Source organism: Chloroflexota bacterium (assembly GCA_035652535.1).
Lineage (GTDB): Bacteria > Chloroflexota > UBA6077 > UBA6077 > SHYK01 > DASRDP01.
Genome location: DASRDP010000048.1, coordinates 1 through 14,640, shown reverse-complemented (window position 1 = coordinate 14,640; position 14,640 = coordinate 1). Strand labels below are relative to the sequence as shown.

Below are 14,640 nucleotides of genomic sequence, written 5' to 3'. Positions count from 1 at the left end.
TCGGCTTCACGCGGAAGCCGCTGCGTCGGTTCGTGGAGCTGGTGCGGGAGGCCGGAGTCGACCTGGTGGTGGACGTTCGGCTTCGCAATACCGGCCAGCTCGCCGGATGGGCCAAGCGCGATGACCTCGCATACATCCTCGAGATACTTGGCATTGAATACCGCCATCGTCCCGAGCTGGCGCCGACGCCGGCGCTGCTGACCCGCTACCGGCGCGACCACGATTGGGTGGCGTACGAGGCCGAGTTCGGCGAACTGATGCGGGAGCGCGGCGGCATCGCCGTCGTCGGCGCGATCCTCGCCGCGGCCCGGCGGCCGTGTCTAATGTGCTCGGAGGCGGATCCGGCGCGCTGCCATCGCCGCCTGGTCGCCGAGCAGCTGGCGGCCACGTATCGAGCGCTCAAGGTCGTGCACTTGGTGTAATGTCGACGCGCGAGGATCGGGCGAGACCCTTCGACGGACTTCTTTCGCGCCGGACGGGGAGGGTCGATGGAAGAGGCCATCGTTCTGTTGGCCGTCACAAGGATGTTGAGCGGGTTCTGCATCGCCGGCATCGACGAGCGCGGGACGTGGAAGCGGCCGGTGAAACCGTCTGGCGCGCTCCTCCTCGGCGACGTCTCGTACCGCGACCGTACGCTGATGCGGCCATTCGATCGCGTTTTCTTGGACCTCGGTCAACCCACGCCGGATCCGCCGCACGTCGAGGACTACCAGTGCGATTTCGTTCGCCGCCGACCGTCCCTGATCGAGCGGCTGGAGGGAGACGAGCGACGCCAGTTTTTGGCGGATTGGGCTGAACCCGGCCCGCAACCGCTTTTGGATCTCTCCCGATCGCTGATCTTGTTCCGCGCGAACCGGATTGCCACTGCCTTCCGGCTCGACCCGGACAGCCGCCGCTATCAGGTGCGCGTACGCCTCGAGGGGATCGGGGACGACGCGGGTTTGCCATGCAGCGATCTGCGCTGGCGCGCGCTCGGGCGGTCGCTTCTTCCCCCCAGTGGAGGCGTGGCGAAGCTGACGAATGCGCGCGTGCGCGAGCGCCTGGGGGCTGAGGCCATCTACGTCGCTCTCGGCCTGGCGCGGCAGTTGAACGGCGCCTATTCGCCGCTCGTGATCGGCATTCATGGGGTTCCCGACTACGTTCCCGACTACGATGTGACCGTGGATCCGGCGCGCCCGTGACCCCGGATATGCACGCGGCCCGCGATACCGCGCGCGCGGTTTTTGGGTTCGAGGCTCTGCGCCCGGGACAGGAGGCGGTCATCGAGCGCGTCCTTCGCGGCGAGGACACCCTGGCCCTGATGCCGACCGGTTCGGGGAAGTCGCTCTGCTACCAACTCCCCGCCCTGATGCTCGACCGCTGCGTGGTGGTCATTTCGCCCCTCATCGCGCTGATGAAGGACCAGCTCGACGGAATGCCGGACGCGCTGGCGGGCATCTCGACGGCGATCAACAGCACGCTGAGCCGCGACGAAATAAGGGCGCGACTCGCCGCCATCGCAGACCGCAAAAATCGGCTCGTGTACGCGGCACCGGAGCGGTTGCGGCATCTGCCCTTCGTCGACGCCCTTCGCCGGGCGGGTGTGGCGCTCTTCGTCGTCGACGAGGCCCACTGCATCTGCCTTTCGGGCTACGATTTCCGACCGGACTATCTGTTCATCCGGGATGCGCTACGCATGCTGGGCGAGTCCCCGCTGCTCGCACTGACGGCGACGGCGTCTCCTGCCATGGCGGACGAGATCGCCGAGGTCCTTGGGAGGAAGCTGCATCGCGTCAGCACCGGCGCCCTTCGGCCGAACTTGCGCCTCGAGATCCAGCGGGTGCCCGACAACGCGGCGCGGGTGGAGCGCATCCGGGAGCTTTGCCGCCGCTTGGATGGACCCGGCATCGTGTACGTGAACGCGCGAGCGCGCGCGGAAGATCTCGCCCGCCTGCTTCGACAGGACGGCGCCGAAGCCGACTTCTACCACGCGGGTCTTGCCTCGCCGGACCGAGCGGAGCGGCAGGATCGATTCATGGCGGGGAAGACGCGCATTATCGTTACCACCGCCGCCTTTGGGATGGGTGTCGACAAGGCGGACGTTCGCTTCGTGCTCCACGCCGATCTCCCGTCGTCCCTGGAAGGCTACGTTCACGAGTCCGGTCGAGCCGGCCGGGATGGTGCGCCGGCGTCCTGCGTCGCAGTCTTGGCGCCTGGCGACCGCGGCAACCTCAGTCGCTGGGCCTACCAGGAGCGACCCACGACTGAGCTGGCGCTCGCCGTCGAGCGCGCGTTTCGGTCTCGCGCGGAGGTCGGCATTGTGGCTGTACCCGTTGATGACCTTCGTCGGGATGTGGGTGACGAGCTGGATATCGACGTAGACGAAACGCAGGTGCGCGTCGCGCTCAGCCTGCTGGAGCGCGCCGAAGTTCTCGATCGACGGATGGATCTGCCGCGCGTCTTGTCCATCTTCAGGACACGACGGGGGCTTGCGTCCGCGCCCGCCGAGCTTCACGCATTCGTCGCGGCCGCGCATCTCCAGCCCGGCCAAGGGGCGCCCTGGGAGACCGCGGAGCTGGCCGAAGCGACCGGCATCCCGTGCGCGGCTCTGGAGGGCAAGCTCCTCGAATGGCAGGCGGGCGGCTGGCTACGGGTGCGAGCATCGGGCAGGGACCCCTGCGTCGAGCTGCGAGAGCACGACCAGGATGCGCGCGAGCGGATCTCGGAGCTGATCGACGACCTGGCCCGAATACAGGAGCAGCGAATCGCGGATCTGTTCGCGTTCGTGGAGCAACCTGCGTGCCGGCACGCCGCCCTCGCGCGCTACTTGCGTGTCCCCGAGCCCGCGGCGTGCGAGGCCTGCGATCGATGCGCGCCGGCGCGCCGGGGCGTGCGGGCGGTGATTGGCGATTGGTGGGGGCGGCTCAGTGGCCGCCGCAGCCGCAGCCACCGGCCTGATTGGGGTTCTTGATCATGAACCCGCGGCCCATCAGACTGTCGCGGTAGTCGATCTCCGCCCCCTCGAGGTAGGGGGCCGACTCGCGGTCGACGACGAGCTTGATCCCGTTGGCGTCGAGCACGTCCTCGTCCTCGCCGATGTCTGTCTCGATGCCCATCCCGTAGTGGGCCGCGCCACAGCCGCACGCGCCCTGCACGAACACCCGGATCGCGGCGTCCGCCTGGTCGTTCTCATCGACGATGCGTCGAAGCTCAGCCGCCGCCTTGTCGCTAATGGTGATCATCGGTAGTGTGCTCCCTTCTGTGCCTGCGCGCCCGTTGGGGCACCTGCGGGGATTATAGCAGCGCGCCTCCGTATACTTGCCCGGGGGTGTGCCCGCCGCGAGCGGATCGTGACCCCGATGGCAGGGCCCGTGGACGCTTCGATCCGCGCCCAAACCGCCGGCGCGCGCCTGTTCAGCCGAAGCTACGGCCTCATCTGCGCCGCGAATTTCAGCTTCTGGGCGGGGATGTATTGTCTGTTCGGCGCGTTCCCGCTCTACGTTGTTCGGATCGGCGGCAGCCCGTCGGAGGCCGGGCTCGTGACCGGCGCGATCCCACTGACGTCCTTCGTCACGCAGCTCCTGATGGCGCGGTCCATTGCGCGCTGGCCGCGCGTGGGCGTGCTCGCCGCGGCGCCGATGGTTCTTCCGCTCGGCGTGGTCGCCGCCCAGCTCGCGCCCTCCTCCCGCATGCTGGTCGTCGCGAGCGTCATCCTCGGGACCGGCTACACGACGTTTCAAACGGCGGCCACGACCCTCGCCGCCGACGTGACACCCCCTGCGCGACGCGGCGAGGCGCTCGGCGTGTACGGGAGCTTCACGACGGTATCGCTCGCGGTGGGCCCGACTCTCGGGATCGCCCTCCTGCAGTGGGCCGGGCCCGTCGCCACGTGGGTCGCCGCTGCGGGGCTGGGCCTGGCGGCGTCGCTCCTCGCTCTGGGCGTGCGGGCCGGCGACGTGCCTCCGTCCGTAGCGGAGCCCGCGGTGGGGGCTGCGTCGCGACCCGGTCTGGACCCCATCATCTTCTTCTGCATGTTCGTCAACGCCGGCCTGACGTTCACGCACGGCACCCTCGTGGCCTTTCTCCCGCTGTACGCGCGCTCGATCGGGATGGGGAACCCGGGCCTCTTCTACACAGTGTTCGCCGTCGGCGCGATCGTCGTTCGCGCGGTGGCGGGGCGGCTCTCCGACACGTTCGGCCGGGTGCAGGTGGTCGTCCCGGCCACGATCGTCCTCACGGCGTCGCTCTGGGCGCTGGCGGCCGGCCCGTCGATTCCGGCGCTTCTCGCAATCGCGGTGCTCTACGCCTTCGGGTACGGCTCGCTCCACCCCACGAACCTCGCCTTCGCGGTCGACCGCGCGCCGGCGACCGCGCGGCCCACCGCGCTCGCGCTCGTGAACTCCGGTTTCGCGCTGGGGATGGGGACTGGCGCGCTCGCCATGGGCGCGGTGCTCGCGCTGACGTCTTTTCCGGTGACGTTCGCCCTGACCGGGCTCGTGCCGCTGGCGACGACAGGCGCGTTCGTCGCCCGCTACGCCACCCATCGTCCGCCACGACTGAGCTGAGGACGCGCTCGTGTATGCTGTGGGCGCAGTCATTCTTCACGCGGAGTGGGATCGTGGTTGATCAGGACACGGCGCGCGGCCTCCTGGCCGGCGCTTTCGACATGCACGTACACAGCGGGCCAGACGTCATGCCACGCAAGTTCGACGACGTGCTTCTCGCCGAGCGCACCCGCGCCTCGGGCATGGCCGGGTTCGTGCTCAAATCACACTACGTGTGCACCGCGGACCGCGCCGCCCTGATTCGGGAATTGTTCCCCGACGTGAAGGCCTACGGCGGGGTCGTGCTGAACAACGCGGTGGGCGGACTGAACCCCATCGCCGTGGACATTGCGGGACGCCTGGGCGCGAAAGTTGTGTGGCTTCCGACCGTCGATTCAGCGAACGAACTCGAGGCCGTGACGCGCCAGACCGACGAAACCAAGCTGCCGTACTGGATGAACATCGCGCGGGAGATGCGGGCCTTGGGCATCGCGGGCGATTGGCTGAAGGTGACCGACGACGAGGGGAAGGTCACGAAGGCCGTGCACGACTGCCTCGACCTCATCGGCAAGCACGACATGGTGCTGGCGACCGGCCACATCAGCCCGGCCGAGATGCCGGCCGTCATCCGCGCGGCGGCCGAGCACAAGGTGCGCCGGCTCGTCATTACCCACCCCGAGTTCCCGACCACGTGTCTCACCATCGATCAGCAGCGGGAGTTGACCAAGTTCGACGTCTATTTCGAGCGGTGCTTCACGACCGCCTACACGAACAAGGTCTCGTGGGAGGGGATGTTCAACAACATCCGGGCGATCGGGCCCAGCACCACCATCCTGTCGACAGACCTCGGCCAGTCCAACAACCCCTTCGTCGACGACGGACTTGCGCTCTTCATCCAGAAGCTGCTGGACGCGGACTTTAGCGAGAACGACATCCAGCGGATGGCGAGCCACAACGCCGCCCAGGTCCTCGATGCGTGAGCGCAGCGGCCAGCTATCGCTTTGATCCGGATCGAGTCGCTGCCCTCGAGGCGGCGGGATGGCGCGCGTACTACGACCGCGCGTGGCCCGAGATGTTTCGCATCCTCGTACGCATGTGCCAAGAGCAGTTCCACATCCCATTCCCGACGTCCCTCGTCGCCGCCTTCCACGTCGTGCGCGGATCGATGGCGTGGGCGCCGATCGACCACGACGAGCGCGCCGTTCTCGCGTCATACGTTCGCTTCTATCGGCTCGTTCGCCGCTACTCGGGGCTCACGTTCGATCCTGAGCGCGTCGCCGAGCTGGAGCTGCGCTACTACGACGTGCATCGGCGGCTCGTCGGGCACCCGGACAAGACCGAGCTGATCGAGACGATGACCGCTCTGCACAGTGCCCTGTTCGGCCTGACCCCCGAGCAGGCGCGGGAGTCGGCGGAGCTGCGGGTGCTGGCAAACAACACGGTGGACGCGATCACGACGAAGACGTCGGACGACCCCGAGCGAGATTGGCGCAAGCTGGAGGCCTTCCTCCGCGAGTGCTACCTCTCGGTGCAGCGAGAGCTGAGCGCGTCGTAGGGTGCGAGGTGAGGAGGCCGCCGCCGTGAACGGCGGGTCCGGGGGCGGCGAGGGCACCGCCCCCCGCTGTCATGCTGAGCGCAGCGAAGCATCGACCGGGCGGCTGTCATGCTGAGCGCAGCGAAGCATCTGGGCTGATCGAGATCCTTCGGGCTCCGCCCTCAGGATGACCGGGCGGCTGTCATGCTGAGCGCTTTCTTGTTGTCATGCTGAGCGCAGCGAAGCATCTGGGCTGATCGAGATCCTTCGGGCTCCGCCCTCAGGATGACCGGGCGGCTGTCATGCTGAGCGCAGCGAAGCATCTCGGTTGATCGAGATCCTTCGGGCTCCGCCCTCAGGATGACCGGGCGGCTGTCATGCTGAGCGCTTTCTTGTTGTCATGCTGAGCGCAGCGAAGCATCTCGGTTGATCGAGATCCTTCGGGCTCCGCCCTCAGGATGACCGGGCGGCTCGCAGGATGACTGTCCCCCCGTTCGCCCTTCGCGATCGTGCGTCCGGCTACAATCACGCAGGAGTCGGCGCGCACGGCTCCTGGGGGTGTGATCGGTGGCAGCCACCGAGAAGGAGCGCGCGGATGCGCGCCACGCGTATCCCGACCTCCGCGATCACCTGGCCGCGCTCGAGCGCGGCGGGTTCCTGCTGCGCGTCCGGCGACCGATCAACAAAGACACCGAGTTGCACCCGCTGGTCCGCTGGCAGTTTCGGGGCAGCATTCCGGAGCGAGAGCGGAAGGCCTTCCTCTTCGAGCGGGTCGTCGACTCGACTGGCCGGGAGTACGGGATGCCGGTCGTCGTGGGAGCGCTGGCGGCGAGCCGGTGGGTCTACGCGCTCGGGCTCGGCTGCGAAGTCGGCGGCACCAACGAGAAGTGGCGCGACGCGCGCGCGAAGGCCGTGCCCCCGATCATCGTCGACCATGGGCCCGTGCACGAGGTCGTCCGGATGGGCGATGAGCTGGACGCCCCGTGGATGGGGCTCGATGGCCTGCCGGTCCCCATTTCCACGCCGGGCTGGGACAACGGGCCGTACATCACGGCCGGCCACTACGTGACCCGCGATCCGGAGACCGGCATCTACAACATCGGCAACTACCGCGGTCAGCTCAAGGGTCGGCGTCGGCTCGGGATGAACGCGTCGCACGAGCTGCGCCAGGGGATCACGGTCCACTGGGAGAAGGCGCACCGGCGCGGGGAGCCGCTCCCGTGCGCGGTGGTGCTCGGGGGGCCGCCGGCCGTGTCGTACGCCGCGGTTCAGAAGCTTCCCTACGACGTCGATGAGTACGCCGTGGCGGGCGGACTGGCCAGCGAGCCGATCCAGGTCGTTCGCTGCAAGACCGTGGACCTGGTGGTGCCGTCGGACGCAGAGATCGTCATCGAGGGGCTCATCGACCCGCGCTGGCTCGAGCCGGAGGGCCCCTTCGGCGAATCGCACGGACACGTGAACCTGCAGGAGTTCAACAACGTGATGGACGTGACGGCGATCACCCATCGCAGGGACGCGATTCTGCCGTCCATCATCAGCCAGGTGACGCCGAGCGAGTCGAGCCTCATCAAGAAGGCCGCGCTGGAGCCGCTCTTCACCGAGCACCTGCGCAATAGCCTCGGCGTGCGAAGCGTCATGCGGGTCGCTCTCCACGAGCCCCTTACGAACGTTCGGAAGCTCGTTGTGGTCCAGATGCGCCACCCCACGGAGGTGGAGGTGTGGCAGGCGCTCATGGGCGCCACGGCCTTTCAGTCGCCCGCGGGAAAGGTTGTCGTCGCGGTGGATGAGGACATCGATCCGGAGAGCGCCGACGCCGTGATGTGGGCGATCTGCTATCGCAGCAAGCCCCACCGCGACCTGCAGATCTTTCGGGGCAAGGACGGCGGACACAGCCCGAGGGTCGGCGTAGAGTCGCGTGACGAGGCCGAAGATTCGGCGATGCTGATCAACGCCACGCTCCGGGCCTCGTACCCACCCGTGTCGCTGCCGAAGCGGGAGTACATGGAGCGGGCGGCGCAGATCTGGGACGAGCTGGACCTCCCTCCCCTCAGGCCCGAGGCGCCTTGGTATGGCTATTCGCTGGGCCAGTGGACCGACGAGTTCGAGGAAGAGGCGCGGCTCGCGGTTGAGGGGCGCTGGCTGGAGCTGGGAGAGAAACACCGTTCGCGTCGCCGCGACGACGTCGAGCCAAATACCAACACCTGGGAAGGGTGAGCCCGCGAGAGGCGCGGGGAGGAGGGTCACGATGGCCATTGCCGCGAGCGCGTTTGCCAAAGAGCTGTATGGGGTGGTGGCGGCGCGCCACTCGAAGGACCATCCGCTCATCGGCATGATCGAGCGCGGGGAGCTGACGCACGAGCAGCTCCTCGGCTTCGCGGTGCAGTTCTATCAGCTCTTTCCGAAGGTATTTCCCAAGCCCATCGCCGCGCTGTACGGCCGGTGCCCTGACGACTTCGACATCGAAAAGCACCTTCTCGAGAACGTGATCGAAGAGGGCACTGGCCAGGTCAGCGGGAGCGCAAGCCACCGGGACCTGTTCATCGACTTCGCGCGCGTGCTGGGCCTCACCGCCGAGGCGCTGGACGCCGCGGAGCCGCTTCCGGAAACCGCGGCGCTTCTGAATTGGCGCGACGTGCTCTTCTACCAGCGGCCGTGGATCGAGGCGATGGCCTCCCAGGGCTACGCCCTCGAGGGGACGGCGGCCGAGCGGATGCGGCGCATCGTGCGCGGCCTGCGAACCCACTACGAGATCCCGCAGGAGGGCATGGGCTACTGGACCGTGCACATCGAGGTCGAAGACGAGCACGGGTCGGTGGGCGAGATGGCCGTCGAGCGGTTCGCGAAGACGGACGAGCAGCAATCCGCGGTGCGCGACGCGGTGCAGCGCACCCTCGACGCGTTCTGGCTCTTCTTCGACGGTGTCAAGCGCTGCTACGTGGACGAGGACCCGACCTACAGCCGTTGGCGCGATTGGCTCCGCGCCAACACCAGCACGCGGAGCTAGCTCTCAGGGAGAGCTGCCGCCGTGAACGGCGGGCCTGTGCCAGCCCGGACGGCCCGCCCTTCAGGGCGGCTCAGGGGGCGGGCCTGTGAGGGGAGCCCCCGGTTACCGTGCGCGGCCACCGCCGCCGCCCAGGTTCGTCGCGAAGTTCATCAGGACGGCGATGACGGCGATCACGATGAGAATGATCTTCGTCGTGGCGTGGTTCATCGAGATCGAGAAGTTGGGATACCGGTCCGAAACGCCTGCCATGTAGAAGAGGTACGCAGCCGCCAGGCGCGCCGAGTCGCGTATCAGCTCGAAGGTGGCTTCGGGATATCGCCCGGTAAAGAGGACCGGCACGAAGGAGATGACCATCCCGATGCCGGCGGCCGTCGCGATGACGTCGTAGTAGATGGCGAATGGAATTGTGATGAAGACCCGCACGATCCCGCCAACGATCGGGATCGCGAAGAAGCGGTTCGGCTGCACGGGCGACGCGATGTCCAGGGAGAAACGGTCGTCGATCGACAGGTCGAACCCTGGGTACTTGTCGGTGAGGCCGGCAAAGAAGAACTCGATCTTCAAGAGGAATCGGGAGAAGCCCAGCAGCAGGTTGTACGCCGGTTGCCAGTACGCTCCGGTGAAAAGCACGACGAACGAGTTGATCAACACGAGGATGCCGACGACGATCTCGAGGACCACCAGCTCGATGAACTGCGGTATCAGGAGGATCTCTTTGACGATCAGCCCAAGAATGGGAATCGCCCAGAGCTGATTCGGCTGCTCAGGGCGCTCCGCACGCAACGCGGGGTAGATCTCGTCCATGCCGAGTGTCGTGTCCACAGCCATGGCGCCACCTCTCGCGTAGAGTGTGCCGAGTATATCGACGCTGTCGCGAGCGGCAGGTCACGAACGGGTCACGGTCATTCACCGCGAACAAGCTCCCGAAACGTCTGACCATCGAGCCCAGCATCGCGCAGGATGCTTGCCAACACCTTCGGATGCAGGGTCTTTCCCCGGTGGTACGGAACCGTGGTACGCCGGCCGAGTTGGTCCCGAAAGATACAGTGGCTCCACTTTGGCGCACTTGTACGAACCCGATGCGCACCAGTACGCGCTTGACCTGTTCGGCAGTCGCTCGAGGGGGTCGCTCACTCAACCGCGACTTCTACGTTCGTTCCGGTGAAGTGCTCCGCTTGCGGTATTTCTTCACCGGTGGCGAGACGATCCTCCACGTGGAGCCTGATTGCGTCCTCGATATTGGCCAGGACCTCGTCTTCGGTCTCGCCGTCGGCGTAGCAGCCCTGGAGCTGCGGGCAATAGGCGAAGAAACCATCGGAGTCCCGTTCGACGACCACGGAGAAGCGGTAGCGGCGCATCTTCACAGCCCGCTCACCATGAGCCTGGCCATTCGGAGCGTGGGCGCGCCCGTGGCGCCGCGGAAGAAGACGTCGTCGCCCACCAGCTCGATGTCGCGGAGCATCTCGCGCAGATTGCCGGAGACGTTGATCTCGGTCACCGGATAGGTCAGCCGGCCGTGCTCGATCCAGCGGCCGGCGGCGCCCTGCGAGAAGTCGCCCGTCGTCACGTTGACGCCGAATCCCATGAGGTTCGTGAGGAAGAGGCCGTCGTCGACGCTGGCGATGATCTCATGAAAGGTAGACGCGCCGCCCTCCATGACGAGGTTGCTCGTCCCGACGCCCGGGGGCCCGCTCACCCCGCGGACGGCGTTTCCCGTGGTACGGTGTCCCGTCTTCCGCGCCGTATACGAGTCGAAGAGGAACCCGCGGAACGCACCAGCCACGACGATGGGGTTCTTGCGCGACGTGACGCCCTCGCCGTCAAACGGCCGCGAGCCGAGCCGACGCGGCATGAGGGGGTCGTCCACGATGTTGACGAGGGACGATGCAATCGGCTCGCCCTCCATGTCCATGAGGAAGGTCTGCCGACGGTACAGGGCTTCGCCGCTCGCCGCCCGCCCGACAATGGCGACCAGCCGTTGCGCCACGCGGTTCTCCCACACCACGGGGACTTCGCGGGTGGGCACCTTGCGGGCACCGAGCTGCGTCAGCGCCCGCTCGGCGGCCGTGCGGCCGACCTTGTCCGGGGATTCGAGCTGGTGGAAGAAGCGCTCGACGCTATACCAGCTATCGTTCCGCTTCTTGCCCTCTTCGTCGTCGGCCATCACCTCTACTTGGAGCGACGCGGCGGTCGATCGATACGCGCCGCCGAACCCGCGCGAGTTGGCCAGGGCGCGGATGCTGACTTCCGTCGAGCAGCTTGCGCCGTCCGTGTTGGTGATTCGGGGATCGAACGCCAGGGCGGCCGCCTCGCACTCGCGCGCCATGTCGATCTTGCGTTGATTCGGAACGTTGGGGAGATCCGGATCGAACAGCTCGAGATCACCGGCGAAGCGCTCGGCCCACTCTTGGGGGTCCGGGAGTCCGCCGTCGGGGTCCGGGTCGGTAATCGCGGCCAGCTCGACCGTGTCTCGCGCCAGCTTCGCCAGCGCGTCGGGCGAGAAGTCCGATGTGTAGCTGATGGCCGGCCGCCCGCCGACGAACACGCGCAGGCCCAGCGCTTTCGAGTCCGCCTCGAGCAGCTTCTCGATTTCGCCGCGACGCACCGTGACGTCGAACTCGGTGCCGGCCGCGACGACGGCGTCGGCATCGTCCGCGCCGGCGCGGCGGGCGAGCTGGACGACGTCCTGGGCGAGATTCAGGTAGCGCTCGGGATCATCCATTCTTCGTGCCGCCGACGGTTATGCCGGACACGAGGACCGTCGGCATGCCGACGCCGACCGGCACGCTCTGCCCGTCTTTGCCGCAGGTCCAGCGGCCGTCGGAGAGCTGGTAGTCCGCCCCGACCATGGTCACCTTCGATAGCGTGTCCGGCCCGTTACCAATGAGTGTCACGCCCTTCACCGGCGTCGTGACCCTGCCGCCCTCGATCATGTACGCCTCGGTGACGGAAAAGACGAAGTCGCCGTTCGAAATATTGACTTGGCCCCCGCTGTAGGAGAGGCAGTAGAGCCCGCGGTCCACCGACCGGATGATCTCCTCGCGGTCGCTTTCGCCCGGAAGCATGTAGGTATTCGTCATGCGGGGCATCGGATAGGTATGGAAGCTCTCGCGGCGTCCATTTCCGGATGGTGCGACGCCGAAGTGGCGCGCGCTGATGCGATCCTGCATGTAACCCTGAAGCATCCCCTCTTCGATCAGCACGTTCTTGCAGGGCGCGTTGCCCTCATCATCGACATTGATGGTGCCGCGAGAGTTTGGGACGGTGCCGTCGTCCACCACCGTCACGAGGCTCGAGGCGACCGATTGTCCGACGCGGTCGGCGTAGTTGCTCGTCCGCTTTCGATTGAAGTCGGCCTCGAGGCCGTGGCCGACCGCCTCGTGCAGCAGGATCCCAGAATCGCCTGCGCCCAGAACGACAGGGAGGAAGCCGGCCGGGGCCTCGACCGCCGATTGGAGGAGGACGGCCTGGCGCGCGACGTCCCGGGCCAGATCCTCCGGCGAGCTCCGCTCGAAATACTCGAGCCCAAGCCGCCCGCCGCCGCCGCCGATCGCCGTCTGGCGCTCCTTCCCTTTTTCTGACAAGCACTGGATGTGGATGCGGATCATCGGCTGCAGGTCCTCGACCAACGTCCCATCGCTGGTGGCGATGGCGACGTGCTTGACCTCGTCAGCGAACGACACCACGACGCGCTGGATCATCGGGTCGAAGGCTCGGGCCGCCTCGTCCGCGCGTCGGATGATGGCGAGCTTTTCCGCGGCCGGTGCCTCCCACGCGGGCACTCGTACCGGATAGAGGTCCGCTACCGGACGGAGGGCGACACCGATCGGTCCCACGCGCTCGCGGCGATTGGCGATGCGCGCGGCGGTTTCGGCCGCGAGGCGCATTGCCTCCGGCGTCAGGTCCTCGGTGTAGGCGTAGCCGGTCGCGTCGCCGTGGACGACACGGATGCCGACCCCCTGAACGACGCCGCTGCCAGCGTTCTTTACCGCCTGCTCCTCAAAGAGGATCGAGCTGGTCGTTCGGTGCTCGAAAAAGAGGTCTGCATAGTCTCCGCCGGCAGAAAGCGCAACGCCGAGAATGTCATTCATCAGTTTCGCGTCGATCGCGAACCGCTCGGTGAAGAATCCGAGGGCCGAATTAGGCATTGTGGTCGTCCTTTGTGGTTCAATAGGGCTTACAACTCACGATTATAAATGGGGGCCATGGAGCCGATGAGTTCGCCGATTCCCGCCGCCATCCTTGCATGCAGCGCGGTCGTGTTCGTCGCCACAGCCGCGGCATCGGGTGCAGGCAAACCGACCGATCCTCCTCTGCGCGCGGCACAGGCCGGGCAGGCCGCCGCGGGTCGCGCGGTGTTTCAGGAGATCTGCGCCAATTGCCACGGGGAGTCCGGAGAGGGGATCGACGATGCGCCGGCGGTCATCGGCCCCGGAAATGCGCTGGCTGACTATCGGACCGCGGGACGGCTGTTCAATTTCATCAGCAGCGAGATGCCGGATGACGACCCGGGCAGCCTGACACAACAACAGTACTACGACGTGCTGGCGTATCTGCTCGACCAGAACGGCTGGAACCCGACCGGGTCGGCGATCGACGCCTCAACCGTCGGCTCGATTCCGCTTGCCCCATAGGCCCGGTTGTCCGGTCTCGCTCCGTGCGGCCTGATCCCCTTCCCGCGCCCGTACTTCCGGTTTGCGTGGGAGTACCAGGCGGCCGATATGTGATGGGCGACGACGCGGGACGGTTCGACGAGCGCCCCGCCCACGAAGTCTGCGTCGGTCCGTTCGCGCTCGGGATGTTCCCGGTCACGAACAGGGAATACGAGGCCTATCTCGCGGCGACCGGAGCGCCGGAGCCTCGCTTCTGGCGCGACGCGCGGTTCGCACATCCCATGCAGCCCGTGGTTGGCGTGAGCTGGTTCGAGGCCGTCGACTATTGCGCCTGGCTCTGCGCGATCACGGGGCAAGTCTACCGGCTCCCCACCGAGGCCGAGCGCGAGTGGGCGGCCATGGGCGGCCTGCCGAGGGCTCGCTATCCGTGGGGCAACGACGAGCCACCCCTCGTCGGCGACTGGGCCCGCGGGCCGCTCGGCCAGCAGCAGCCGGCACCGGTCAGCGGCGCTGCGCCCAACGGCTTCGGCCTGTGTCACATGGGCGACAACGTCCACGAGTGGTGCAGCGACTGGTGGGATCCTCGCTACTACGCCGTGTCTCCGGTCGAGAATCCCCAGGGTCCCGCGGCTGGCGCGCGGCGCGCTTCGCGCGGGGGAGCGTGGCGTCACGAGTTGAAGTTCAGCCGGTGTTCCGCGCGCAGCTCGATCCCTCCGCACCTTCGCTACAACGACTACGGCTTTCGCGTCGCTCTGAGCGCGAGCTAACAATCCGTTCGCCGCACCCGTCCCCTCTGTCTGCCTGCTCCGTTCAGCGCCGCTAATTGTTACAATCGGCCCACTTTGTAACGAGCGCGTCGTGGGTGGCGTCCAGGAGAGCTGGGAGAGATGGGGAAGCGGGGTCGGCTGCTGCTGCTTGTGCCGGTGGTGGTGGTGCTGGTGGCGGGGTACGTGGTGTACGGGCGGC

Annotated in this window: 16 protein-coding genes; 10 read left to right on the top strand and 6 right to left on the bottom strand. The window is 67.2% G+C overall.

Annotation, left to right across the window (positions count from 1 at the left end):
* The 3 genes from VFC51_05660 to VFC51_05650 all read left to right on the top strand — a co-directional run.
* The coding region (locus tag VFC51_05660) for a DUF488 domain-containing protein (protein ID HZT06496.1) at positions 1 to 422 on the top strand (422 nt) is incomplete at its 5' end.
* A 66-nt stretch (positions 423 to 488) separates the two neighbouring features.
* On the top strand, positions 489 to 1,181 hold the full coding sequence (locus tag VFC51_05655) for a hypothetical protein (protein HZT06495.1): 693 nt from the start codon (positions 489 to 491) through the stop codon (positions 1,179 to 1,181).
* Positions 1,178 to 2,950, top strand: a complete 1,773-nt coding sequence (locus VFC51_05650) for a RecQ family ATP-dependent DNA helicase (GenBank protein HZT06494.1) — start codon at positions 1,178 to 1,180, stop codon at positions 2,948 to 2,950. The genes VFC51_05655 and VFC51_05650 overlap by 4 nt, the downstream gene beginning before the upstream one ends.
* Here the strand turns inward: VFC51_05650 and VFC51_05645 are convergent.
* Positions 2,904 to 3,221: an iron-sulfur cluster assembly accessory protein gene (locus VFC51_05645; protein ID HZT06493.1), complete on the bottom strand. Its 318-nt coding sequence runs from the start codon at positions 3,219 to 3,221 to the stop codon at positions 2,904 to 2,906. The genes VFC51_05650 and VFC51_05645 overlap by 47 nt on opposite strands.
* A gap of 117 nt (positions 3,222 to 3,338) precedes the next feature.
* On the opposite strand from VFC51_05645, the gene VFC51_05640 reads away from it, so the two are divergent.
* The 5 genes from VFC51_05640 (at position 3,339) to VFC51_05620 (ending at position 9,061) form a co-directional block, all read left to right on the top strand.
* Positions 3,339 to 4,544: an MFS transporter gene (locus VFC51_05640; protein HZT06492.1), complete on the top strand. Its 1,206-nt coding sequence runs from the start codon at positions 3,339 to 3,341 to the stop codon at positions 4,542 to 4,544.
* Between the two features lie 53 nt (positions 4,545 to 4,597).
* Positions 4,598 to 5,503 (top strand): DUF6282 family protein, encoded by a 906-nt coding sequence (locus VFC51_05635; protein ID HZT06491.1) that lies wholly within the window; start codon positions 4,598 to 4,600, stop codon positions 5,501 to 5,503.
* Positions 5,500 to 6,078 (top strand): hypothetical protein, encoded by a 579-nt coding sequence (locus VFC51_05630; protein ID HZT06490.1) that lies wholly within the window; start codon positions 5,500 to 5,502, stop codon positions 6,076 to 6,078. Before VFC51_05635 ends, VFC51_05630 begins: the two co-directional genes overlap by 4 nt.
* A gap of 546 nt (positions 6,079 to 6,624) precedes the next feature.
* Positions 6,625 to 8,271, top strand: coding sequence for a UbiD family decarboxylase (locus VFC51_05625; protein ID HZT06489.1), 1,647 nt, complete (start codon positions 6,625 to 6,627; stop codon positions 8,269 to 8,271).
* A gap of 31 nt (positions 8,272 to 8,302) precedes the next feature.
* A complete protein-coding gene (locus tag VFC51_05620; GenBank protein ID HZT06488.1) occupies positions 8,303 to 9,061 on the top strand; it encodes an iron-containing redox enzyme family protein in 759 nt (252 codons plus the stop codon).
* 102 nt (positions 9,062 to 9,163) lie between these two features.
* Here VFC51_05620 and VFC51_05615 read toward each other — a convergent pair whose 3' ends face one another.
* From VFC51_05615 to VFC51_05595, 5 genes are all read right to left on the bottom strand, one after another.
* Positions 9,164 to 9,889: a DUF4389 domain-containing protein gene (locus VFC51_05615; GenBank protein HZT06487.1), complete on the bottom strand. Its 726-nt coding sequence runs from the start codon at positions 9,887 to 9,889 to the stop codon at positions 9,164 to 9,166.
* A gap of 74 nt (positions 9,890 to 9,963) precedes the next feature.
* Positions 9,964 to 10,104 carry a type II toxin-antitoxin system HicA family toxin gene (locus VFC51_05610; protein ID HZT06486.1) on the bottom strand — a complete coding sequence of 47 codons (141 nt, stop codon included), beginning with the start codon at positions 10,102 to 10,104 and terminating at the stop codon, positions 9,964 to 9,966.
* A gap of 87 nt (positions 10,105 to 10,191) precedes the next feature.
* Entirely contained in the window at positions 10,192 to 10,419 is a 228-nt protein-coding gene (locus tag VFC51_05605; GenBank protein ID HZT06485.1) for a type II toxin-antitoxin system HicB family antitoxin, read from the bottom strand.
* Positions 10,420 to 10,421: 2 nt separating this feature from the next.
* Positions 10,422 to 11,783: a TldD/PmbA family protein gene (locus tag VFC51_05600; protein ID HZT06484.1), complete on the bottom strand. Its 1,362-nt coding sequence runs from the start codon at positions 11,781 to 11,783 to the stop codon at positions 10,422 to 10,424.
* The gene (locus VFC51_05595) at positions 11,776 to 13,209 is read right to left on the bottom strand and encodes a metallopeptidase TldD-related protein (GenBank protein ID HZT06483.1); all 1,434 of its coding nucleotides are present in this window, start codon (positions 13,207 to 13,209) and stop codon (positions 11,776 to 11,778) included. Before VFC51_05595 ends, VFC51_05600 begins: the two co-directional genes overlap by 8 nt.
* Before the next feature lie 66 nt (positions 13,210 to 13,275).
* On the opposite strand from VFC51_05595, the gene VFC51_05590 reads away from it, so the two are divergent.
* Entirely contained in the window at positions 13,276 to 13,695 is a 420-nt protein-coding gene (locus VFC51_05590; protein ID HZT06482.1) for a c-type cytochrome, read from the top strand.
* Between the two features lie 23 nt (positions 13,696 to 13,718).
* Positions 13,719 to 14,441, top strand: coding sequence for an SUMF1/EgtB/PvdO family nonheme iron enzyme (locus VFC51_05585; GenBank protein HZT06481.1), 723 nt, complete (start codon positions 13,719 to 13,721; stop codon positions 14,439 to 14,441).
* Positions 14,442 to 14,640: the final 199 nt, after the last annotated feature.